This is a genomic window from Rhizobium sp. NFR03 (genome assembly GCF_900111275.1).
Classification (GTDB): Bacteria; Pseudomonadota; Alphaproteobacteria; order Rhizobiales; family Rhizobiaceae; genus Ferranicluibacter.
On sequence record NZ_FOGR01000008.1, the window covers coordinates 106,641 to 129,262 of the forward strand.

Below are 22,622 nucleotides of genomic sequence, written 5' to 3' on the forward strand. Positions count from 1 at the left end.
GGATGAGAAATATCAGGATCGGGGGATCGGATGTGACGGCGGACGCGAACGACTTCGCCAGGCGGCTGAGCGAAGCGTTCGACAAGGGCGAGCGTCCTCTCTGCCTCTGCCAGCCGGACGGCGTGCCGATGTATGTCGCCCGCCGCGGCAAAGCTCATGTCCTGAAGCGGATGCCGGGGAGCGGCGCCCGTCATGGCATCGACTGCGACTCCTACGAAGTGCCGGCAGCTTTGTCGGGGCTCGGCGAGCTCGATGGCAAGGCCATCGTCGAGAGCGAGGAGACCGGCGAGACGCAGTTGAAGCTCGGGTTCAGTTTGACGAAGCTGACCGGGCGCAACGCATCCGAGGCTGCGCGCAATGCGGTCGAAGCCGACAGCGTGAAGACCGACGGCTCGCGCCTGTCCCTGCGCGCCCTCCTCCACTTTCTCTGGGAGCAGGCGGAGTTCAATCGCTGGCGGCCGGCCATGGAGAAACGCCGCAACTGGGCGGTCGTCCGGAAGTACCTCCTGCAGGCGGCCGAAGGCAAAACCGCCAAGGGCAAGGGGCTGGGGGACATGCTCTACATCCCGGAGTTCTTCGACGCCGAGAAGGAGACCGAGATCGTCGCGCGCCGCGACACGTTCCTCAGCAAGACCGTCCAGTCGCAAGGCAAGCGCCGGTCCCTGGCGTTGCTGATCGGCGAGGTGAAGGAGGTCGCTGCGGCACGGGTCGGCGCCCGCATGACGGTTAAACACGCGCCGCGCTTCCCGTTCATGCTGCCGGACGACCTTCATCGCCGCATGAACCGGGTCTTCGAAACGGAACTGGCCCTGTGGAATGCGACGGAAGGTAGTCACCTGATCGCCGCGGCATCCTTCGGCGTCGATGCCGCAGGCATTGCCAGTGTCGAGGAGATCGCGCTGATGGTCGTCACTGATCGTTGGATACCGTTCGATAGCCGTTACGATCTGGCACTGCTCGACGCCTTGACGCTGCGCGGGGCGAGCTTCGTGAAAAGCCTGCGCTACAACCAGCCGCGCTCCACGCCGATGGCCAGCCTCGCGCTGCGTCCCGACCGCGCGCCGCCGATCGCCATGTACATCGCGCCCGACGATGCGGACGAGACCTATGGCCGGGCTCGCGACGCCCTTGCAGAAGAGAGCGGGATGGCATCCTGGGTGTGGAATGTCAGGGACGGCGCCATGCCGGACCTGCCCGGGTAGCGATCGCTCGCCGATCAGCACGACACGACCCATGCCCACATTTACGACGCCGCTGGCAGGTCCAAAAGTAGCCGGCTGTCCCCACTCTAGCCTTTCTGCGGATCATGCCGGGTCTACGGCTGATGCCAGATGTTGGAGGAGGCTTAAAGCCAACGGTTCAAGCCTGGTTCGCTCGGCCGTGCAGAGAACCAGACGCCGGGTCGCCCACTGATCCGTCAATCTCAGACAGGACAGAGATACGGACCGTCGGGCCTGACGGGCGGCGAACTCAGGCATGATGCCGATCCCCGCGCCATCTGCAACCACCCGGGCAACGCTGTCGAAGGTCCGCAGAAGCACGCGCGGACGCAGGCGGATGCCGATGTGCTCGGCCTGATCCCGGAGTTGAGCCTGAAGGGCGCCGTCGAACCCGATCATCGGTTCTCCGGCGACCTCTGCGTACGCGACACGTCTTGCGCCGGCAAGCGGATGCTCGCGAGCCACGACGAGGACCAGCCGGTCAGTCGCGAACGGCAACGTCTCGATTCCGCTCGTATCGGCCGCATCCGACACGATACCGATCTCCGCCAACCCGGCCGCCACCGCCTTGACGATCTCGGGGCTCGGACGCTCAGCCAGATCGACGTCCATGCCTGGATGCCGAGCCATGAAGGCACCCAGACGCTCCGGCAACAGGCCGGCGGCAGCCGCCGAGTTCGCCAGCACACGCACAGACCCCCTGAACCCCCTCGCATGGTCCGACAATTCGGCCTGCATCGCGCCGACCTGTCGCAGGACGAGACGTGCATGGTGCGCAAGCGTGTCGCCCGCTCGTGTCGGAACGACACCGCGCCGATTGCGCAGAAGAAGGGAAACGCCGGACGCGATCTCCATGTCCCGCAGCCGTTCGCTCGCCGCTGCGAGAGACAGATTCGCCGCGCTTGCCCCATGCGTGATGCTGCCGGCGTCTACAATGGCAAGGAACAATCGCAGGTCTGGAAGATCGAAGCGCATTACCCAGTGTGACATGGGCCGAGGCTTCGGACCAGCCGAAGGATGATGCTCCTTCTTCCGAATTGCCTTGACGAGCGCCACGCGTTGAATGGCCATATGAACCAGAACCTCCCGCTTCTTGCCGCGATCACCGCAACATTCTTCGCCGCCGGCCTTGTCAAGGGCGTGACCGGCATGGGACTGCCTACCGTGGCGATGGGGGTGCTCGGCGCCTTCCTGTCCCCCTTGGCGGCCGCCTCGCTTCTCCTCGTGCCGTCTTTCGTAACGAACGTCTTGCAGCTCCTTGCTGGTCCGCGCTTCGGATCACTGGTCTGCCGCCTTTGGCCGATGATGCTGGCGATTGTCATCGGGACGGTTTCGGGCTCGTCGCTCCTGACCGGGGGAAGTACTCAGGTCACGACGACGGCGCTCGGCATCGCCCTTTTCGTCTACGCGACCTACACGCTCTTTGCCCGTCCGCTTTGCATATCCGAACGGTTGGAAAGCATCGTCTCGCCCATCATTGGCTTTATCACCGGGCTCGTGACAGGGGGGACCGGCGTCTTCGTCATTCCCGCCGTTCCCTACCTTCAATCCCTCGGGCTCGATAAGGAAGATCTGGTCCAGGCGCTCGGCTTATCCTTCACGGTGTCGACGATTGCATTGGCGATCGGCCTTGGATGGAATGGCGGCATCGCAAGCGGTGGCTGGCTTGCCTCCAGCCTCGCGGTCATTCCGGCTCTCATCGGAATGCAGGTCGGTCAGGTGATCCGGACCCGTATCAGTCCGCTCGTCTTCCGCCGCGTGTTCCTCGTCTTCCTGCAACTCCTCGGGATCGAGATGGCGTCACGGTCGCTGTTCTGACAGCCTATCCCGACCTGCCTGCGAATTTGACGACCGGAATGCGGGCTCGCGGCACCATGCCATCCTTCACGCGGTTGAATCGATCCGCCATCACCGATTCAAAACTGTCGTTGGACACGAGACGAGAACAAAACGAGACTCGGGCTCATGACCCAGCACGACGACACGCCGCTTCACCTGACCCGAGTGGATCCCGCACGCAACATGGCGCGCTTCTACATGCTCGCGCTGCAGCCGACGCTGTTCGGCGGCGTCTCTGTCATCCGCAACTGGGGCCGGATCGGCACTCAGGGACAGGCAAAGATCGAGACCTACGACGACGGCGATGCCGCAGCCGGTGCTCGCAGCCGTATCGAGAACGCCAAACGCCGGCGCGGGTATTGGTGAGCCACTTCTCCAGGGTCGGAATACCCTCGCCCACGCTGATGCGTGGGGTTTAGGTGAACCGGATAACGGACTTGAACGGAACCTCGCGCACAACGATGCCATCCTCAGTTGTGATCTCGAAGCAGCTTCCGTCAACAACGTCATCGGCCAACAGCATCCCAGCGAGGATCTCTGTGACAGCGTTGCAACCTTCCTCGTAAGCCTCGTCCAAGGCGTTGAATTCGGCACCTTCCAGGTCCTGCTCAAGCACGTCATGTCTGCGGATATGGAAGGAGGAGTGGGTCATAACAGCTCCGCTCGAATGAGCAGGCCGAACCAGGAAACCGGGCCGCGGTTCCCGTCTCCAGCGCCCACCGAGAAAGGGAGGCTTACGCCTCCGCCTCCTTCGCCTGTTCGATGAGGATCGCGAGGCGCTTCAGGCTCTCGGCGCGCTCGCGCTTGGTAAGGTAGCAGGAAGCCAGTTCGGCGCGCAGTTCAGCGATGTCGAGGAAGATGTCGTAAGTCATGGGAAGCTCCTTTGTTGATAAGGAGGTCCGGCGACGTGTGAGAAGGAAGGGGGTCAAGGATCGCGGTCACGCGACCGGCGGAGCCGGCTCATGGGGGAGCCGAAATGCGGCAGCATTTTGGGGGAACCGTGTGTCCTTGAGGCGCGACGCCGAGCCGTACACTGCCGCTCTATCAGGGAGGGAAAGGTCCAGTGTGGCACCCGTCAGCACCCCGCGACGCGAAGCGGCGCCACTTAAAGACTCGATCATGATCTCCGTGAGATGAGGATCCAGTCGCCATCGGGCCAGGAGGCGATGTCCTCGGCGTTCAGGGTACGGATGGATGTGGATGGTTCGGCCATGTCGATGCTCCGGTTGCCGGTCCTTGAGAGGGTGGCCCCGCCCTCGCGGGCGAGGCCTCTGCGATGTCAGGCGTCACGCTTTTGGCGGGACCAGACGAGGGCGTAGTCACCGTCCGTCTCTGCCGGCCAGAGGGCTGCGGTGATCGGGGCCGGGAAGCTCGGATCGTCCAGCTTGACCGAGATGTAGGGCTCGCCGTCGCTCGAGGTGGCCTTCCAGGCGGCGCCCACCTCGGCCATGCCGCTCATGACCCGGAAGTCGGGCGCGTCGCGCGAGGTCCGATCGATGGGGTTGAGGCGGGCCTTGAAGCCGACGGTGAGAGTGCGGACGGTGCCTAGGATGGTGTTGCCGCTGGTTGTGAATTCGCCGATGACTGCCATAGTCGTTTTCCTTTCGGTTTCCTCGGGCCGCGCCCCTGCGCGACCTCGATGGGGTGTCGAAGACCGCTGGCGATCGCGACCGCATCCCGAAGGGGCCGAAATGACATGAAGGACGGCCGGGAGCGGCTTTCTTGAACCGCGCGGAATGGGAGCGCAGCGAGCAGGGGAAGAAAGTCGTGGAGGCCGTTGCGGTCAGGCGATCGAGACGCAAGTCGTCCCGCGGTCACACCCATACATCGAGGACGTGCCGGGGCGCGCCGATCATGGAAATCGGAGGGATCCCGGCCATGGCGTGCCTATCATCGATGGTTTGACACGCAGCCAGCGGCAATACCGATATTGGTGCAGACCGTTGCTACCGTCGCACGACCGTTGACCTCAACCCCCATCGATCGCACCGCCGACGCCGAAATTCGGACAATCGCCGGCGAGAACAAAGCCCCGGAAAGCCCTTGAGCGCGCCAGCCTCGCAAGCTCGTTCGCCGGGATTCGTGTCTTCTGCCCATCATCGACTGGCCGTGAACGAGGCCGAGACCGACGATGTCGCTCGCTCCCAAGGTCCAGCCGGGCGCCTGACAGCGCGAGGCTCCGCCGTCAGGGTGGGGTGGTTCAGGAACGAGTGACGCTGGATATGGAGCGGCTGGCGGCGGCTTGCCTGATCGCGGCCGCGACGGTTTTCAGAAAGGCATGACTCAAAGCTCCGACCGGTGCGGTGGACTCGAAATCGAAGGCCTTGTCGAGATCGACACGATTGTACTCGTCGAGGATCATCCAGCAAGGAAAGCCGAGGCCGGCGCGGCGGCACTCCATCGGGCTGATGGCAAGGCTCACACGTGAAGGGTCGGGATGCTGCGACGTGATCGGAAACAGGAAGACTTTTCCGGGTCGATCCGGTGTGCGGACGACGACGCAGACGGGGCGAGCCTTGCGGCCAGATTCCTCGCCCATGTCGGCTTGGCGCTTCCAGAGATAATAGAAACGAACGATGTCGCCGGGCTCAAGCATGACGGTCTTCGCCGGCAAGCAGGGCGTCGAGACCGGTCATGAGCTCGTCGTGAACGGATTGAGGCGCGTCGTCCAATCCATAGGCGACCGTGTGCGGATCCCCGACGAGCTGGCCGTAGCGCTCGGCCGTCATGATCACCAGCTTTTCCTTGCCATGTTTGGTCAGGGCGACAGGTTCGATGAGCGCGGCTTCGAGGATTTCACCGGACGCCCGGTTCATATCGGAAAAGGTGAACTGCTTCATGTAGCCTCCAAGAAAGTACCTACTATACATAATTCATGTAATTTCGCAAGAACGGGGTTAGACACCGCACAGGCCCTCGCATTCGTTCGGCAAGAGATCGAGTTGCCCGCGATCGGCGGCGGTCGACAGGTCGGCCTCGTCCAGGGGTACGGCCGAGCGGTGGAGGTAGACCTCGCCACGGATGCCGCGCAGGCCGGTGCGGATCGCCCGATCGACCGCGACGGCATCGAGCCAGGCTTCGGGATCCTCATCGCGCATCGCCCGCCAGACGGCGTCGGAGTGGAACGGTCAGCCGATGCAGGCGCTCTTCGGCGGGCGGGGATAACCGTGCCGGTCGAGCCAGCGCAGGCAATCGTGCCGGGTCATGCGTCGCTCTATCAGCGGCCATCGGTTGACCTGCCAGGCCTCGCGCGACGGTTTCATGCGCGCGACCTCGTCTTGCGAAATCCCGAGCCACTGCTCGACGACGGGATGCCTGGGCGAGCGCCGGCGCGTGAGGCCCGCAAGCTCGCGGACCTTCCTGCGGATCGGCACGATCTTGAGATCGCCCGTGCACTGGCGGCGGATCATGCCGATGGAAATCGTCTCGGTCGCCGTGCGCCGTGTGGAAACCTCGACGAGTTCGCCGTCCTCGTCCTCGTCGAGGACCGGCACCTCGGTTCCCGCCGGCGTCACGATCTTCGTGAAGGCCGGGATCGACGCCCAGCGTCGGCCGGTTGCTGCCTCCATGAGGCTGTCGCGGATGTTGCCGGCCGAGACGATATGGACTGGAAACGGCAGGACGTTCGGCGAGATCAGCCAAGCGAGGTGATCGTAGACCGCCTTGGGCTCCCAGCCGGTATCGGCGAAGATGGCGCAATCGGGCATAGGCCCGACCTCGCCATGAGCCGCCATCAGGGCGAGCGTGGTCGATTGCACGCCGGCGCCGAGGCTGAGAACGCGCAGGCGGTTTGTCGCGTGCGCGTCGGGATCGCTGTCGAATGCGGAGACATGCAGCATCACCGCCCCTCCCCGCCGCCGTTCAGCCAGAGCCGAAGATCGCGGCGCATATACCCGATCGGACCGTTGATCTCGGTGACCCGGACGTCGGTCGTCACGTATCCGTCCTCGCGAAAGAGGCGCACGAAATGACGCATGACGTCGAGGTAGAGGCGGCCGCCGACGAAGGCGACGTCCTCGAACGCGAGCCGGCTGCCGCATTCGCGCAGCGAGTGGATATGCATGCCCGGGTGCTCTCCGGATGCCATGACCCGGCGCTGGGTTTTGCTCGCGGCCATCGCGTTCCAAGCCCCCCGGCCTTCATCGCATCGGCGACGTCGGGGGTCATGCGCACGTCATAGGTTTCGATCGGCGTATCGGCGGCCCGAAAGCCGAGCCGGGCCGACAAGAAGGCCACTTTTGCCTTGGAACCGTTGGGATCGACCGTGCGTAAGGTTCGCCATAACGGCCCGTCATACCGTTCGATCGCCGGCATATACGCGGGACCATCGCGCTTGGTCGCCGAGCAGGCAAGAATGAGAAGGCGACGGGAGGAGACGATGGACATCAGGCGGCCTCCCGCTCTTCGACGACGGCGGGCTGAAGCCCGTGCAGGAAGGCGACGGCGCGCTGCGCATGGGCGGCCGCCTGAAAGATCGCCTTTCGGTCGCCGGACAGAACCTTCAGCCAGCTATCGAGGTAGCTTGCATGATCCTCGCGAGGTTCAAGTTCCGGCACGATGCCGAGATCGGCGCAGAGGAAGCAGCTTCCGAGCTCGGCCACGAGTTCCTCGCGCGCGCGTTCGCTGCGGTCCTTGTGGTAGCGCGAGAGATCACGGCCGACGCGGTGAGCTGGCGCCGTCCAGTGGGTGGCCTCATGGCTGAGGACGGCGACGAAAGACGCCGCGTCCTGGAAAGCCTCGAAGGGCGGCATCTGGATGGTGTCAGTGTCCGGCGCGAAGAAGGCCTTCGTGCCGCCATGGCGGATCACCGCGCCCGTCTGGGCGAAGAAGCGATCGGCATGCGCGATCCGGGCGACGGGATCGAGGACAGGCTCGGCCAGGGCATGATAGCGCTCGGGCAGCCCGTCGATCTGCTCGACGTTGAAGACGGTGTAGGCGCGCATGAACGGGATGTCCCGTTCCACCTCGCCGCCGTCGCCGTCGCCTTCCGTCTTTTTGAACCGGCTGGCGAAAACCACGGTCGCGCCGCTCTCGCCCTTGCGGACATGAGCGCCGAGTTCGACCGCCTGCTTGAACGTCATCCAGATCGGCGACGAGAAGCCGCGTGCGATCGCCTCCGACCAGAGCAGGAGAACGTTCATGCCCGAATAGGGCTCGCCGTTGTGGCGCAGCGGCCGGGTGATGCGGCCAGAGGCGTTCGCCGCGCTCCACGGCTGCATCCAGGGTTTGACGCCCTTTTCCAGATCCGCGACGATGCGGTCGGTGATCCGCGCGTAAATATCGACGCGTCCGGCTTCATCCTGTTTCTTCTTCATATCCTGAACCTCCGTCTGGAGGCCGCGCCGATCGCGGCCCCGTCACGGAGGTCCGTCAGCTGGGGCATTCAGGGAGATGACGCATCCGAACGCGGCCGAGCGCAACGAAGGACGCGAAGGGCCGGAACGAAGAGGAGGACGGCGAAGCCGTTGCGAGGGCGGCCGGCCCCGGCAGGACCGCCCGCCGGGACGGGGCCGCGAAGCGGGCACGGCTTCTTTTCCGTTCTGTTCCTCTTCTGATTTTTACTTGGGATGCAGGTCTATCGCCTAAAGACATGCTTGCTGGACGCACACGCGACGACTACGTTCAGGTGAATCGCTCGAAGCCGCGCGCCGCAAAGCACCGTGGTTCCGTTCGTTACTTCCATCCGTCCCGTCCCCGCTGGCTCCAACATCGCTCCAAGTTCCATCGGGGACGGCAGAGCGGCAGGCCCGGCGGCGTCCAGGGCGACATTTCAAACGATCGCCACCTCCACGTCTGCAAACAGGAATTCCAGGACCGAATGTCACGCGCGAAGGGAGGCTTCACCGTCGAATTGAAGCGGCCGAAACGGCATCTGCTCAACAGGTCGGCGATACCGAAGGCAAGCTGGATCACGGAAAGCGCGCTCCAAGGGACAGAGCCGCGCGACGACCTTGGAACACGAGCTGGTGCATCGTCGGATCACGATACCCGCGCCATGGCCGAAAGGCTATTTGCGCCACGAACCGCCGGACAGGCACGTATCCTGCCGGTGCTGTCGCCCATGGCTGCTGTGTCCCAGACGGCCGATGCCCCTCGGGGGCCGGTCGAGCATTGGCTGCCGGAAGGGAAGGAGGTCACGAGTGCGATAGCAGTATCTGTAAAGACAGATGACGCATCCGTCACAGACGCTCCCGCATCGGAGGTGACGGAGGATACCGTCACCCTTTCTGGAACGCTGCAGCCGGGCAAGCCGCAGAAGACGCGCAGAGTGCCGGCGTCAGACCTGCCGGCAGGAAAACGGTGGATGCGGTTGCTTCCGTCCGTCTTGCAGGAGCGCGCCATACCTCGCTGGAGGAGGATGCGGAGCGCGCGGGTCGCGTCACGAGCCCGTCAACGTCCCGATCAGACCTTCGACGAGAGCCAATAAGCCGCAAAGCGCAAGGATACCTGGGCTGCTGTCTACGGCACGACGTCCAAATCGGTCTTTCTGAACGCGTCGGCCGTCGCCAGGATCGGCACGCGATAGTATTTGGCGCAGGCATAATGCAGGCAGTCGCCGAGATTGAGACCATACCCGGCGCGATAGCGATGCGCGGCCGAAAGAGACAAGGCGACCGTGCGCTGGCCGGCGGCAGGTCCCGGATCTCGATGCCGCGCGCCTCCAGGAACTCGAGGACGATCGTCTCCACCGCCTCGGCACCAAGGCCGAACTTGTCGGGACGGGCGAGGCCGAGAACGGCTTCGAGGATAGCGACCGGCGATGTGACGCGTTTGGCGGCGCTCGCCAGCGCGGCGGACACCCGCTCCGCCTCCGGCTCGTCGGACAGGAGCGCGATGATCGCGCAGGCGTCGACATACATCAGTGGCCCTCCCACATCTCGTCGAGGGCTTGGCTGTCGAGCGGCTTGCGTGCCTCGTCCGTCAGAGCGACGCCATGCTTCTCGCGCAGCCGCGCGGCCGTCTGAAGCGGCGTCTCGCTGTTGCGTCGGCGCTCGATCGCCTCTTTCATGGCGATGACGATCGCCTCTGTGATGCTGAGGCCCGCCATCTGCGCGAATTTGCGCGTCAGCCTCTAGATTGTTGACGTTGATCGGCATCAAGCCCTCTATGTAGATAAATGGATAGCTCAATGTAGATGATCACATCTACACTGCCAAGGATGCGGGAGCTTGCGGGCTTTTCCAGCACGGTACGCAAGGCGGACAGGCGAGGCCGAAGCCCCGCCCGCAAGCTTGGTTCAGCCGAGCGCCGCCATCTGCAGATCGGCGGCCTTGCGATCGATGGTCGCGCCGGCGTTTTCGATCTGGCGCTCGAAGGGCTTCCAGCGCTCGCCGACGATCTGCTCGTAGGCCGCGACCACGCCCTCGGCGGCCATGCGCAGGCTGTGGGACTGAAGCGCCATGTCGGCGGCGAACTCACGCTTGCGCTGGGCGGCGCTCTGGAAGCCGGCGGGACCGTCGAGATCCTCGTCGCGTGTGTCGTTGGCGAGCTTGGCGGTGAGGTCGCGGGCCTCCGTGACGGCGCGGGAGTAGAAAAGGCCGGCGCCGTGGGCCGAGCCGACATATGCGCCGACGATGCGCTGGAGGTGGATCTGCATCGCCCGGTCGCTGATGCCCTCGCGCATCGCCTCGGCAGTCTCGATCAGCAGGCGCTCGTGCAGGTCGCGGATGCCGTCGCTGTCGAGGAGAGGCAGGCCGAAGCTTTCCGAGATGAGGCTGGCTTGGTTTGCGTCCGGGCAGGCGAGCCGGACCATTTCGAGGGTCGTGCCCTTGCGCAGCTGGACGACGCGGGCGTTGGAAGAAGCTGTGGAGCGTGCGGCCTTGGCCATGGTGTGATCCTTTCGAGGGTCGTCTCCGAAGCGGCTCCGGCCCTTGCCGGTCTTCCCTTCGGTGCGGTCAACAGGAACCGGCGGAAAACGGGGGCTTCAGGGTCCGGGTTCTGCCTGAGCGAGCGAAGCGGGCTTGCGGCCAAGCAGGGCTCTTCGAGCCCTTCGCGCGGGACGCGGGTGCGCTTTGCGAGATCGGCGGGACCCGGCCGCCCCGCGGCGCGGCACGCGGCCTTGAAGTCCACGGCCGCCAGTTCAGACCGCAACAAACCGAAGGGGAGACCGACATGGGCCGGGAACGGGAAGCCGGGATCGAGAAGGGATCACACCAAGGCGTGGTCACGGCGCTGCTCGCCGCTGCCAGCCGCCTCGGGCAGTCGCGCGCAAAAAAGGTCATCAAGGTCTAGTCGATCTGACCTTCGCGCCAACCCGCCTCGCTCGGAGGCCGCTGTCCCGCCGCGATCGGGCGTACGCGACGCTTCCACAATGCCGGTCGAGATGGTGGAGTCGGAAGATAGGGCGCCGACAAGGCCAGCGCAGGCCACCCACCGCCCGATGCTGACCGGCCTCGGCTCTGGCACAAGGCAACCGGTCGTCTCGATCGTCGGGACCGGCGTGATGTCCTTCCGTCGGATCTGTCCAACGACGGAGGTCAGATCGCACGGCTTCACGCGGCGTGCTGCGCTGACAGCAGGCGACGTCGCTAATGCTCGTGGGTTTGCTCCTGCCGGGCGAGCTTGCGGGAGAGCGCATCGATCTCGGGTTGCCGCTCGGCCGTGATGGCGGCGAGGACTTCACGATAGCGCCGCATGGAGGCGGACGGATCGGGCGATCTGTCGCGACAGGAACGCCGGCGTCTGTCGCGCAGCACCGGCACTGCTACGGTCATGGCGCGAGCGATCTGTCGCTCGATCACATCCAGCTGGCGCCGGGTCTGCCGGCGTGCCTCCTCCATTCGGGCGAGCGCGCCGGGATCGAACCGTCCGGGGTGAGGATGGTGCCGCATCATGGCGCGCACCTCCCCTGCCATCCAACGAATCCGGACGGCCCGTCATAGACGCGATGGCGCTGTTCATCGATGACGAAGCCGAAGCGTCCGCCGGTTCCGCCGTACTCGTCCGACGGAACGAGAAACCGACGCTCGTGGACGTTCGACGTTCGCCTGCCGCCGATGGTGGCGATCACCTCGGTCATCCCCGGCGCATGGTCCGATCGGATTGCCGAGATCACGATCCAATCTCCGGCATGCAAGCGTTCGAAGGCACGACGGTCCTTCACGGTGGACTCTCCCGGCTGGAGGGTTCGTCCCGAGAGGCGTTCCCAGGCGTCCGGCCAACGGTCGCGCACCGTCCGGTCGGCAAGCTGCCGCTCCCGGGTCGTGAACAGATCCGGGAAGGCCAGGGCGACGATCGCCCATTCGCAGTCATGCTCATACCATCCGCTGGAAGAGCGCAGCACGGCCGGCACTTTGCCATTGCGCTCGGCGGAGAGATGGAAACCGCCATGTCCTGCAGTCGAATGGCAGATCACGCCCTCGGCATAGATCGTGGCGCCCTGCGACGCGCCCCATGGCGTGCTCGCCGGGGTGCGAACGTCGCGTCGACCGAGCGCTAGGCGCTCGCGGCGATCTTCGAGATGCCGGTCGAGATGAAGGCGGAAGTCGGCTTCGTCAGCGAGATCGCCGGCATGGCCATAGACGTCGGACCGTGTCCACGTCTCGATGGCCCCGGAAAGCCGCCAGCCGGTGGCAAGGTAAAAGCCGCCGTTCCGGCGGGGAGCCATGACGAAGGCGTCGTCGCCGATGCGGGCGGCTAGCAGCCCGTCGGCCGTCTGCCCGAAGGTAACGACCGCGTCGGAAGCGGCGTCCAACGTTGCGGCGGTCATGCGACCGCCCTCCCCTCGACAACATCGGCGGCATGCTCGTCGGCCGTGACCGGCTCGAGCACCGCATCGCGATAGCCATTGAGCTCGTGCCACCGCTCCGCCGCGATGAGATCGTCGGCGAGATGCAGAAGCTCCCGATCGTCGCCTTCGCCGGAAAGAACGCGCACCGTACCGATCCGGGGACGCTCAATGATCGTGAAGGTCAGGCGGCTGCGGATGTCGAAGGTCTGGTGCACCCGGACGAGGATGACCCCGCCCTGACCGAAATCGCCCTTGTGGAGGGTGAACGTCGCCGCAAACCCCTCGATCCCGCGGCGACCTCCTGGCTGTTTGCGGATCAGACGGCCGGCATTGTTGGTGTTCTCCCAGAGCGCCAGCTTGCGCCTGTGATGCGCGGGCGGTCTTGCCGTGCCGTCGGCGTAGCGGATGATCGCGCCGAGCGGCGCGAGGTCGTGGATGTGCTGTGCGGACATGAGGTCCTCCTGTCGATGACGGTTGAAACGAAACCGCCGCCGGCTTGCGGCCGGCGGCGGGTATTCGTTCGGAAAGAAGGAGAAGGAAACGCGCGCCTACTCGGCGGCTTCCCGGAAGGCCTCATCCTCGCCGGATGCCTCCGTGCCATCTTGTTCGTCGTGGTCGGTGACGATGCCGACATCGTTCGCGCCCTCCTCGTCCGCAGCGTCGATGCCGTCGATTTCGGCCGGATCGTCCGACAGGCCGTCGGCATCGTCCCCCGCGCTGTCCTCTCCGTCGTCCGATGCGGGGTTCCGCGCCATCCAGTCGGCGAGCGCCTCCGCGTCCGGCGCAAAGAGCGCGGACGGGTGGACGAACGACGCCTCCCCGAAATGCTCCACCAGAGCCGCGCGCGTGTCGCGGACCCGGGCACGCGGCTGGACAGGCGTGTCCTTGCAAGAGCCTTCGAGCGCGCCACGCGACAGGCAGGACAGAAACGCCTCCGTGCCCATGTTCGGCAGGAACGATGCGGCCCCGATCGCATTGCCAGCGATCTGCGCGACGATGCCACTGTTCGTCTGGTTCACGCGGGCCGAAAGCACGTCGATCAGCATCGACCGTGCCGCGACACGCAGCGTATCGGGATCGAAGGAGAGCGAACCGTCCTCCCCGACCAGCTGCACCGCGTGGCGCGCGAGACGCTTGCTGCCGTAGCTCGTGGCGCCCGAGCCCGACTGGACCGAGACGTTCAGGCCCGTGAAGGCCAGCACCAGCAGCCCCATCAGCGTGTCGTCCTCGATCGGCGCGCGGGCCAGCGCCTCGTGCAGCGCATCGGTCTGGAAGTCCCCGATCATGCTGCGGCCGTTCTGCGTCACGTCGGGCCGCGGCTTGGTCGCGGTAGGATCGTCGGCCACCGCATTTTCGCCGCCGTTTGCCGCCTTGCCCTTCGACGCCTTCGGCTCCGGCAGGCGGTAGGCGACCGACTGGACCTTGCCGTCACGGTCGAGATACCAGGCGCTGTGGTCGGCCTTGGCCGGCTTGCCGTAAATACGCTCGGCCTTGGGCGGCAGCTTCACCTCACCCCATTGCGTCGTCTCGGCGATCGCGCCGCGCTTGGGCAGATGGTTCGCCATCCACTCGTTCTGTGCGCCGAGGAAGGCTTCGACGTCGGTCGTGTAGCGGCTGTCCTGATCGGCAGGCGCGAACAGGTCCTCCTGCCAGGTGATACCGTAGGCTTTCGCCAGCTCCTCGTCGAAGCTCGCATCCTTCGCCAGCATGCGCGTCTTCGTCAGTGCCTGCGCGACGCTCCACCACGTCACCTGGGGATCGCCCTTCTTCGGCTTGTGCTTCTTCCAGACCTCGGCCTGCTCCTCGCGCGAGGCGGCGGCAATCGTGCGAAGCTGCTGCTCGTTCGGCATGTCGCCCTTGGCCATCTGATCAAGCATCGCCGGCAGCACGTTGGCGAGAAGCAGCAACTTGCGGATCTGGCGCACAGGGAAGCCGAGCGCCACGCCGATCGCCTCCTCGGTCCAGCCAAGCGCGACCAGCCGCTCGATCGCGCGCCACTGGTCGATCGGGTTCAGCGGCTCGCGGGCGATGTTCTCCACCATCGAGCGCATCGCGCCGTTGTCGTTGGCCGCCTCCGCGACGAGGACCTCGATCTCGTCGAGGCCCGCGGCAATCGCCAGTCTGACGCGCCTGTGGCCGGCATCGATGATGTAGCCGTTGCCGCCGCCGGTTTCCGGCGAAATCAGCGGCGGCTGCACGATGCCGACGGCCTTGATCGTCGCCAGCATCAGCGCGTCGGCCTGCGGGTTGGATTTCGTCTGGCGGGCGCGGTCGGGGTTTTCCTTCAGCGCGCGCGGATCGACCTTTATCAGATGCATGACTTGCTCTCCTGTCCGGGGTTTCCGGACCGCCTCTGGCGGCCCTTCCTTATCTTCTTTCCGAAGACATCCCCCGAACCGCAGGCCGGCATGCGCCGCCGCAACCTGAAGACCGAGCATCCCTGCCCGGCCGGACCAGCGGGGCCAAAGCCCTGCGCCGGACGACGGGCCGGGATCGCGAGGCCGACGGTTGAGCGTCAGCGGCGGCGGCGAAGCCGGTCTGCGAGGAGGTTTCCTTTTTTCCTTCTCTATCCACTTCCGTCCCCTTTCTCTAAGATGTATATCATGGCAATATACATCGATGATGGATTGGGAACGAATATCCGGCTTCGACTGGGATAGTGGAAATGCGCGCAAGAATGCCGAAAAGCACGATGTCAGTCAGGCCGAGGCAGAGCAGGTCTTCTTCAACGAACCATTGCTGGTCGTTCCCGACCACAAACACAGCGCCAATGAGCGCAGGATCCACGCATTGGGTCGAACAGACGACGGACGCCGGCTCCACGTCACGTTCACACTTCGCCACGACGAAACAAGGATTCGGGTCATCTCGGCCCGTGATATGAACCGCAAGGAGCGGAGCTACTATGACTAAGACGTTCAAGCCTGCTCCCACGTTCGCAAGCGAAACCGAAGAGCGGATGTTCTGGGAATCAAATGACTCCACCGATCACATCGATTGGAGCAAAGCCGAGGCTGTGCGCCTTCCAAACCTCAAACCCTCCTCGACGTCGATATCGCTGAGGCTCCCCAACGCATTGCTTGAACGGATCAAGATTGCGGCCAACAAGCGCGATGTACCCTACCAATCCCTGATCAAGACATGGCTCGCGGAGAAGATCGAAATGGGGCCGAAATGAATATGGCAGCCGCAAAACAGGTTTTGCCGGAGACGACGGTCTCGCCGGAAACTAGGGAGACCTTGCACCGTGCTGTGCTGCCTTTCGTCGTTACAGACAAGAGGCCATTACCGTTGCGCTACTCGGTTATTATTCGACGGAAGGCAATGACAGTGTTCATGTCGGCGATGACATGGCGGTCGCGGATGTGGCACTGCGCCATTTGAAAGAAACGGTAGAGGGGCTCCGTCGCCAGCAACGATACGGCGGATTAGGGTCAAGCTATAGCTGTCGCATCGGGAAGCGGGTAGCCTGCTGAAGGTGAAAGAGAACGCCTTCGAATACGAGCGGGGGCTGGTCGAGCTAAGCGGGCCCAACAGCAAGTTGATCCGCATTCTGGACAGGCATCCCGAACTGATTGAGGAGTTGAGCTGAGCAGCGCCCCGCGCTGGACGACGGGCCGGGATCGCAAGGGGGCCGGCTGCACAGCCAAGACTTTTCCCGGACCGATCTCGAAACGGTCCGATAGCCGGGCATCGCCTCCGCTTGGCTTTCAAGGGCGATGTCCTGTGACTCAGGCCGCCATCGGCGGCTCCGATGTCGCATTGCCTGTCTCATCCGCCAGAGACGTCTCGACCTCTGCCAGCTGCTCTCGCTTCATCTTCAGTTCCCCGGAATAGGCGAAGGCCTCCCCGATCCGGGTTCGGTAGGACGACAGCCGGCGCGTCGCCTCGCCAAGCCGCGATCGATGGCCCTCACGTTCGCCCTCGAAGTTCGACAGGGCATGCTCCAGCCGCGAGATCGCGCCGAGCGGCGTGATCGTCATGTCGAGATCAACCTCATGATCCGCGCCGATGCGCCGCAGCACCGTCTCGTAGCGATAGCCGTCGCGCCCGAACCGCTTGCCGGAAAAGACGAGGTCGAAGCCGCCGACCGAGGCGATGACGATCTCACGTTCCTGCTGAAGCTGCACGAGCGTCAGGATCTCCTTCATCAGCGCCCGTCCGGCAAGCTTGCGCTCGGTGTAGCGCTTGCCCGTCACGGTCATCGCGAAGGCATCGCCCGCGGTCGGAACCAGCCGTTCGAGATCCTCGCCGATTTCGGCGATGCGCCGGGTTGCATGCTCGATGTCGCGTTCCGCATCGCGGATCTGGCGGCGGATGGCGAACTGGTCGTCGTCATGGGCCGCACGTAGCCGTTCGAGGTGGGCGATCTCCGCCTCCAGCCCTGCCTTGCGCATTAACCGCTTGTCGCCCGACGCAATGGCCTTGGCCATGGCGAACTGGCTGGCCTGCCCCTCGCCCATGTCCTCCAGCCGCCGGATCGAGGTGTCGCCGGACAGGGCAGCCGCGATGAAGCGCGCCTTGCGCTCGTTGTTCTGCCACATCTGCGCATCCATCGATCCGAGCGTCGCATAGGCGAAGATGTCGATCTCCTCATGCTGGTTGCCCTGACGGATGATGCGGCCTTCCCGCTGCTCGATCTGCGAGGGCAGCCACGGCACGTCGAGATGATGCAGTGCCTTCAGCCGAAGTTGCGCGTTGACGCCGGTGCCCATGGTCTCGGACGAGCCGATCAGCACGCGCACCCTGCCGGCCCTGACATCGCCGAACAGCCGCTGCTTGGCTTCGGACTTCTTGAAGTCCTGCATGAACGCGATTTCGGATGCCGGGATGCCTAGCCGGACGAGCTCGTCACGGATCCAGCGGTAGGCCGAGAAGCCCCGGCTCTTCTCAACGCCGAGCGTGCCGAGATCGGAGAAGATCATCTGCGCCGCGCCGGGCAGGTCGTAAGACCGGCCGTCTGCTCGGAGGTAGACGTTGTCCGCCGTCTCCTGCCAGATGCGGAAAGTATTGGCGACGAGCAGGTTCAGCTTGTTGTCCGGCTCGTTGTCCTCATCGGGATCCACCAGACGGAGGTCGATGGCCGCGTGGCGTCCGTCGGTGATGACGGAGAGAAGGATATCGTCGCCCGGCTGTGGCGGCCGGTCGCGCTCCTCGATGGCGGTGATCCGCGCGTCGAGCCGGCGCTGATAGTCCCTGAACGCCGGTGTCGCCTCCGCGGTGACGATCCGCCGGCTGCCGGTCGAGACATCAGGCACCTTTACATACTGGCGCAGGTCCTGCGGCATCACCACGTCGGCGAAGGAGCGGAACATGGCGATCAGCTCGGGCACGTTGACGAACTGGCTGAAGCGGGTGACGGGCTTGTACTTGCCGGACGGCTGGAGCTCGAGTTCGGTCGCGGTGTCGCCGAACGTGCTCGCCCAGGCGTCGAACTCATGCAGGCCACGCGCGGCGAGCGCCTGCCCGTCCATCAGCCGCTGCGCCGTGAACATCTCGCCGAGCGTGTTGGTGATCGGCGTGCCGGAGGCGAGCACCAGCGCCCGACCGGGATTTTTCGTTTCCACGAAGCGGGATTTGACGAACAGGTCCCAGGCGCGCTGCGAGCCGCCGGGATCGACGCCCTTCAGCGTCGACATGTTCGTGGCGAAGGAGAGCTTGCGGAACTCCTGCGCCTCGTCGACGATGATCTGGTCGACCCCGATCTCGCCGATGGTCAGGAGATCGTCCTTGCGCGTGGCGAGATCGGTCAGACGCTCTTTCAGGCCTTCCTTCAGACGCTCCAGGCGCTTGCGTGAGACGCGATCCTCGCTGTCGACCTTCGCCATCAGGCTTTCATAGAGCTCCAGCTCGTCCTGGATCATCTGTTGCTCGAAGGCGGAGGGAACGGCGATGAAGCGGAAGGCCGAATGGGTGATGACGATCGCATCCCAGGTGGCGGTCGCCGCCCGGCTGAGGAACCGCGCCCGCTTGTCCTTCGTGAAGTTCGTCTCGTCGGCGACGAGAATGCGGGCGTTCGGATAAAGCGCCAGAAACTCGCGGGCAGCCTGCGCCAGGCAATGGCCGGGCACGACCAGCATCGCCTTGGCGATCAGGCCGAGCCGACGCTGCTCCATGATGGCGGCCGCCATCGTCATCGTCTTTCCCGCGCCGACCGCATGCGCCAGATAGGTCGAGCCCGCCGAGACGATCCGCCAGATCCCGCGCTTCTGATGGCCGTAGAGCTGGAAGGCGCCGCTGGCGCCGGGCAGCTGCAGATGTGACCCATCGAAGGCACGCGGGGCGATGTTGTTAAAGCGGTCGTTGTAGATCCGGGCAAGCCGGTCGGTCCGGTCCGGATCGGACCAGACCCAGGACTGGAACGCCGTCTTGATCTTCGAGAGCTTCTCCTTCGCCGCCTCGGTATCAACAACGTTCAGCACCCGCTTCTCGCTGTCGCCATCCCTCACCACGTCGAAGATCTGCGGCACGGACGAGTTCAGTGCGTCTGAAAGAAGCTGACCGGCATGGCGGCGGTCGGTGCCCCATTCCGACGTGCCGGCGGCGCTGTATCCGAGCTGCCGCGCATCGACCGTCCAGGACGCAAGCTCCGGCATGTGATGAATGCGGATGTCCGCCCCCATCGTCTCGGTGACGAAGGTGACGATGTCGGCGGCCGGTATCCACGGCGCACCGAGGCGGGCGGTGATGTCGGATGGCCGGAGGTCCGCAGGCTGCACGGCCTGGAGAGCCATTACATTGCGCGCGAAGTCCGGATCGAGTGCCGCAGCGGCTTCCGCTGTCTTCAGCTTGTCGCGGACGGGGCCAGAGAGATACGCGTCGGCCGTCTGCCAGGGTCCGCCAGACGGGTCGCGAAAGATGGCGCTTCCAAGCTCCGCGACGACGTCCTCGACGGGCCGATGCAGCAGTTCGGCGATATGATCGGGATCGACATGGCCGCGTTCGTTGAGCACCACGGCAAGCGCGTCGGCGGCCGACGTGATGACCGGCGGCGCGGGCGGCGCGATCACCCGCTCGGTGAAGATCGGTCCGGGCTTGGCCGTGTTCGTCTCGAGGTCGTACTCCTCGATGGAGGCGACCAGCCAGCAGTCGGGATCGTCGCGGAAGGGTATGAGGTTCGGCTGGCGGTGCGTCTCGCGCACCTCGCCGGTCTCCGCGTCCTCGCTGCTCGACACCACCGTCAGGTTGATCGGGCCGAAGCTGCGCACGAACGCACTCCAGGCGATGCGAAGCCGGACCTGCGCATCGCGCCATGGCCGATCCAGCTCCTGGGCTTTTAATACCTCGCGCACGGCGTCGCGGATCGGGATCAGCTTCTGGACGATCCGCACATGCTTTTCCGGCAGGCCGTCGCCGCTTCGGCCGCGGCGTGTGGGAACGGCGACGGGGATGCCGTCGACGATCTGCATCAGCCCGTGTCTGATATCGACGAGGTAGCTACCCTCGCGGATCGTCGCCCCATCGGCGACCGTGCCGATGTGGACGGGCTCGGTGACGTCGGCGTCTTCGGCATCGATGGGCTCGGGCTCGCCGTCGTAAAGGGCTTCCGGAAGAGAGAGGATCGCGACGTCGAGGATGGTTGCCAGATCGGCGTCCGGTCGGGGTTGGCAGGTGTAGGTCTCGCCAAATGGACCCGACGTCAGCGCGTGGTCGCCAAGTACGAAATCCGGATGCCGCGCAAACCAGCGATTCACGCGGATCGCGCCCTCTTCGCCGGTCGCGGCGCGGACCTCGTCGCTGTCGAGCCATGTCTGATCGCCCTTGGGCTCACCAGCCTGGCGTTTGCGGAAGAACAGGATGTCCACCACGACATCCGTGCCGGCGTCTGCCCGGAACGCACCTTCCGGCAGACGGATCGCGCCGACGAGATCGGCTTGGCACGCGATCGCTTCGTGAGCGCGGGCATCCGCCTTGTCCATCGTACCACTCGATGTGACGAAGGCGGCAAGCCCGCCGGGTTTCAGCCGGTCGATGGCCTTGACGATGAAGTAGTCATGCAGCCGGAGGCCGAGCGTCCGGAAGGCAGGGTCGCTGCGAACGGTTCGGTCGGAGAAGGGCGGGTTGCCGATCGCGAGATCGAACGTCGCCGGCAGGTCGATGCGGGCAAAGTCGGCAGCAAGGATGCGCGCACGCGGCTGGAGAAGCCGGGCGATCCGCGCGGTCACCGGATCGAGTTCGACGCCAGTAACGTGGCTGACCGATCGTAGCTCTTTCGGCATCAGCGCCGGGAAGAGGCCCGTGCCGATCCCCGGCTCCAGCACCCGCCCTCCCCGCCATCCCAGCCGCTGGAGCCCAGCCCAGATCGCGCGTACGATGAACTCCGGCGTAAAATGGGCATACTGGGTGCAGCGGGCGAGCGAGGCATAGTCCGCAGCCGAGACCGCAGTCTCCAGTTCCGAACCGAGCTCCTCCCAGCCCTTGGCAAACGCCTCCTCGCCGGGGCGACGGAAGATGCGGGTGGCAAGCTCCGAGGCGTCGAGGCCCGTGAACCGGATCAGCCTCTCCTGCTCCGCTCGGGTGGCCGGACGCGCCTCGCCCTCGATCTCGGCGGCAAGCCGTATAGCGGCCAGCGCATCGCGGGCACGCGCCTTCCACGAGCGGGCAAGGCCACGTGCGCCGGCGAGGTGGAAGTTCTCGCCGCGCTCGCGTGAGACGGCAACCGTCGTGGGTCGGCTCGCCGGAGGCGTGAGCGCCGCCGCCGGAGATGCGGGTGGCGGATCGTTGTCGTCGGGTGCGGAACCGGGGCCCGGCGCGAAGGCCGTGACACCGAGGTCGAAGCCGGAGGACAGCGACGAGCTACCGAAGAGGTCGAGCGTAAAGGGATCGTCGTGCAACATGGAGTATCTCCTGGAATGAAGGCGCGCATCGTCGTCCCGCCGGACAAGACCGGCAGGCGATAAGCGCGATGGTTGGAGGTGATGGATCGAAAGGTCGTGAGGCTCAGCCGGCCCCGACGAAGGCCCGTTGATCGAGATAGCCGCCGAGCGCTGGGCACCCACGCCCGTCGGCTCAAGCAACAATCAGAGGATTAAGGCAAACCCGACCCCGCCGGCAGACGCTGCGAGCGATAACAACGGGACACGGGTTTCCGCAGCATCGGCGCGCATGCCTCGGTCCGGAAACGATCCGCCATGGTGCCCTCCTCTCACGCGGCGACGGCGTCGGGCAGATGCCGGAATTGCACCGGCAGCTTGGCGGCGATCTCGGTCTCGGTCAGATCGTCGAGACGCTTCAGAAACGTGCCCTCGCGGCCGGCATACAGCAGCACGGTGCGTGTCCCGCGCAGGGCTTCCGGCCAGCGCGCGCCAGCGTACCCGCGATAGTCGTCATGCGTGGCGCTCCAGATATGCTCGAGGCGTTCCTCGCGCGTCATCGCCCGGACCGGCCTCGTCTCGCGCTCGACGATCACGGATTTCATGCGGTCCGGCGAGGTTCTGTCGGAGAGGTCGCAATAGCCGTGGAACCACCGGATGCGGCCGTCGATGCTAAATGTGAAGAAGACACTGGTAACATCGCCCGTCAGAAACTCGCGCATCGCGAACATGTCGCCGCGCATCCAGAGCGGAGGCAGGATCTCGAACATATGGTCATGCTCGTCCTCGCCGATCTCGAACCATTCGCCAGCATGAAGCGCGCCCGAGCGACGGCGTTCCGTATCCGGGTCCTGTGCATGGCGATCGAACAGACGGTACATCTCATGGCGCGTCGCGACGCCGTGGAAGATCTTGATGGAACGGGAAGACGGGCTTTGCATCGGGAGCGGCTCCTTCGGCCTGTCCGGGCTAGAAGCGCCAAGCGATCCACCTGACCGCTCATTCCTCTTCAGCCCTTCC

At 65.2% G+C, this 22,622-nt stretch carries 23 protein-coding genes and 1 pseudogene; 6 read left to right on the plus strand and 18 right to left on the minus strand.

All coding sequences use genetic code 11. From position 1 onward, the window contains the following. The first annotated feature begins 2 nt into the window (after positions 1-2). Positions 3-1,202 (plus strand): DUF1173 domain-containing protein, encoded by a 1,200-nt coding sequence (locus BSG19_RS20620; RefSeq protein ID WP_092989907.1) that lies wholly within the window; start codon positions 3-5, stop codon positions 1,200-1,202. A 102-nt stretch (positions 1,203-1,304) separates the two neighbouring features. On the opposite strand, the gene BSG19_RS20625 is transcribed toward BSG19_RS20620, so the two are convergent. Next, on the minus strand, positions 1,305-2,210 hold the full coding sequence (locus BSG19_RS20625) for a LysR substrate-binding domain-containing protein (protein ID WP_244529349.1): 906 nt from the start codon (positions 2,208-2,210) through the stop codon (positions 1,305-1,307). Between the two features lie 81 nt (positions 2,211-2,291). Between BSG19_RS20625 and BSG19_RS20630 the strand changes: the two genes are divergently transcribed. Then, positions 2,292-3,038, plus strand: a complete 747-nt coding sequence (locus BSG19_RS20630) for a sulfite exporter TauE/SafE family protein (protein ID WP_092989908.1) — start codon at positions 2,292-2,294, stop codon at positions 3,036-3,038. Positions 3,039-3,185: 147 nt separating this feature from the next. Continuing rightward, complete coding sequence (locus BSG19_RS20635) at positions 3,186-3,425, plus strand: WGR domain-containing protein (RefSeq protein WP_092989909.1); 240 nt, start codon at positions 3,186-3,188, stop codon at positions 3,423-3,425. A 49-nt stretch (positions 3,426-3,474) separates the two neighbouring features. Here BSG19_RS20635 and BSG19_RS20640 read toward each other — a convergent pair whose 3' ends face one another. From BSG19_RS20640 to BSG19_RS20710, 15 genes and pseudogenes are all read right to left on the minus strand, one after another. Beyond that, positions 3,475-3,711 (minus strand): DUF6894 family protein, encoded by a 237-nt coding sequence (locus BSG19_RS20640; RefSeq protein WP_092989910.1) that lies wholly within the window; start codon positions 3,709-3,711, stop codon positions 3,475-3,477. 82 nt (positions 3,712-3,793) lie between these two features. Beyond that, entirely contained in the window at positions 3,794-3,931 is a 138-nt protein-coding gene (locus BSG19_RS26165; protein ID WP_170866055.1) for a hypothetical protein, read from the minus strand. A gap of 407 nt (positions 3,932-4,338) precedes the next feature. After that, positions 4,339-4,650 carry a DUF736 domain-containing protein gene (locus BSG19_RS20645; RefSeq protein WP_092989911.1) on the minus strand — a complete coding sequence of 104 codons (312 nt, stop codon included), beginning with the start codon at positions 4,648-4,650 and terminating at the stop codon, positions 4,339-4,341. Positions 4,651-5,259: 609 nt separating this feature from the next. Beyond that, positions 5,260-5,655, minus strand: a complete 396-nt coding sequence (locus BSG19_RS20650; RefSeq protein ID WP_092989912.1) for a type II toxin-antitoxin system PemK/MazF family toxin — start codon at positions 5,653-5,655, stop codon at positions 5,260-5,262. Continuing rightward, entirely contained in the window at positions 5,648-5,899 is a 252-nt protein-coding gene (locus BSG19_RS20655; protein ID WP_092989913.1) for a type II toxin-antitoxin system Phd/YefM family antitoxin, read from the minus strand. The genes BSG19_RS20650 and BSG19_RS20655 overlap by 8 nt, the downstream gene beginning before the upstream one ends. A 57-nt stretch (positions 5,900-5,956) precedes the next feature. After that, a pseudogene (locus BSG19_RS20660) lies at positions 5,957-6,898 on the minus strand (hypothetical protein). Beyond that, complete coding sequence (locus tag BSG19_RS26430) at positions 6,898-7,176, minus strand: hypothetical protein (RefSeq protein WP_244529350.1); 279 nt, start codon at positions 7,174-7,176, stop codon at positions 6,898-6,900. Before BSG19_RS26430 ends, BSG19_RS20660 begins: the two are co-directional and overlap by 1 nt. A gap of 268 nt (positions 7,177-7,444) precedes the next feature. Beyond that, a complete protein-coding gene (locus tag BSG19_RS20670) occupies positions 7,445-8,374 on the minus strand; it encodes an ArdC family protein (RefSeq protein WP_092989914.1) in 930 nt (309 codons plus the stop codon). Between the two features lie 903 nt (positions 8,375-9,277). Continuing rightward, a complete protein-coding gene (locus BSG19_RS26435; RefSeq protein ID WP_244529351.1) occupies positions 9,278-9,919 on the minus strand; it encodes a type II toxin-antitoxin system VapC family toxin in 642 nt (213 codons plus the stop codon). Then, on the minus strand, positions 9,919-10,107 hold the full coding sequence (locus tag BSG19_RS20685) for a type II toxin-antitoxin system VapB family antitoxin (RefSeq protein WP_244529352.1): 189 nt from the start codon (positions 10,105-10,107) through the stop codon (positions 9,919-9,921). The genes BSG19_RS26435 and BSG19_RS20685 overlap by 1 nt, the downstream gene beginning before the upstream one ends. A 189-nt stretch (positions 10,108-10,296) precedes the next feature. Further along, entirely contained in the window at positions 10,297-10,887 is a 591-nt protein-coding gene (locus BSG19_RS20690) for a hypothetical protein (RefSeq protein WP_092989916.1), read from the minus strand. 700 nt (positions 10,888-11,587) lie between these two features. Further along, positions 11,588-11,893: a hypothetical protein gene (locus BSG19_RS20695; RefSeq protein WP_348272149.1), complete on the minus strand. Its 306-nt coding sequence runs from the start codon at positions 11,891-11,893 to the stop codon at positions 11,588-11,590. After that, positions 11,890-12,768 carry a DUF7007 domain-containing protein gene (locus BSG19_RS20700; RefSeq protein ID WP_092989917.1) on the minus strand — a complete coding sequence of 293 codons (879 nt, stop codon included), beginning with the start codon at positions 12,766-12,768 and terminating at the stop codon, positions 11,890-11,892. The genes BSG19_RS20695 and BSG19_RS20700 overlap by 4 nt, the downstream gene beginning before the upstream one ends. Then, positions 12,765-13,241, minus strand: coding sequence for a hypothetical protein (locus tag BSG19_RS20705; RefSeq protein WP_092989918.1), 477 nt, complete (start codon positions 13,239-13,241; stop codon positions 12,765-12,767). The genes BSG19_RS20700 and BSG19_RS20705 overlap by 4 nt, the downstream gene beginning before the upstream one ends. 96 nt (positions 13,242-13,337) lie before the next feature. Next, complete coding sequence (locus tag BSG19_RS20710) at positions 13,338-15,107, minus strand: ParB/RepB/Spo0J family partition protein (protein ID WP_092989919.1); 1,770 nt, start codon at positions 15,105-15,107, stop codon at positions 13,338-13,340. 301 nt (positions 15,108-15,408) lie between these two features. Here BSG19_RS20710 and BSG19_RS20715 point away from each other — a divergent pair, with 301 nt between their 5' ends. From BSG19_RS20715 to BSG19_RS26440, 3 genes are all read left to right on the plus strand, one after another. Next, positions 15,409-15,702, plus strand: coding sequence for a BrnT family toxin (locus BSG19_RS20715; protein WP_092989920.1), 294 nt, complete (start codon positions 15,409-15,411; stop codon positions 15,700-15,702). After that, on the plus strand, positions 15,695-15,967 hold the full coding sequence (locus BSG19_RS20720; RefSeq protein ID WP_092989921.1) for a BrnA antitoxin family protein: 273 nt from the start codon (positions 15,695-15,697) through the stop codon (positions 15,965-15,967). Before BSG19_RS20715 ends, BSG19_RS20720 begins: the two co-directional genes overlap by 8 nt. A gap of 300 nt (positions 15,968-16,267) precedes the next feature. After that, the gene (locus tag BSG19_RS26440; protein ID WP_244529353.1) at positions 16,268-16,381 is read left to right on the plus strand and encodes a type II toxin-antitoxin system MqsA family antitoxin; all 114 of its coding nucleotides are present in this window, start codon (positions 16,268-16,270) and stop codon (positions 16,379-16,381) included. A 139-nt stretch (positions 16,382-16,520) separates the two neighbouring features. On the opposite strand, the gene BSG19_RS20730 is transcribed toward BSG19_RS26440, so the two are convergent. Beyond that, positions 16,521-21,626, minus strand: coding sequence for an N-6 DNA methylase (locus tag BSG19_RS20730; RefSeq protein ID WP_092989922.1), 5,106 nt, complete (start codon positions 21,624-21,626; stop codon positions 16,521-16,523). A gap of 308 nt (positions 21,627-21,934) precedes the next feature. Then, positions 21,935-22,543, minus strand: a complete 609-nt coding sequence (locus BSG19_RS20735; protein WP_092989923.1) for a DUF1419 domain-containing protein — start codon at positions 22,541-22,543, stop codon at positions 21,935-21,937. Between the last annotated feature and the right edge of the window lie 79 nt (positions 22,544-22,622).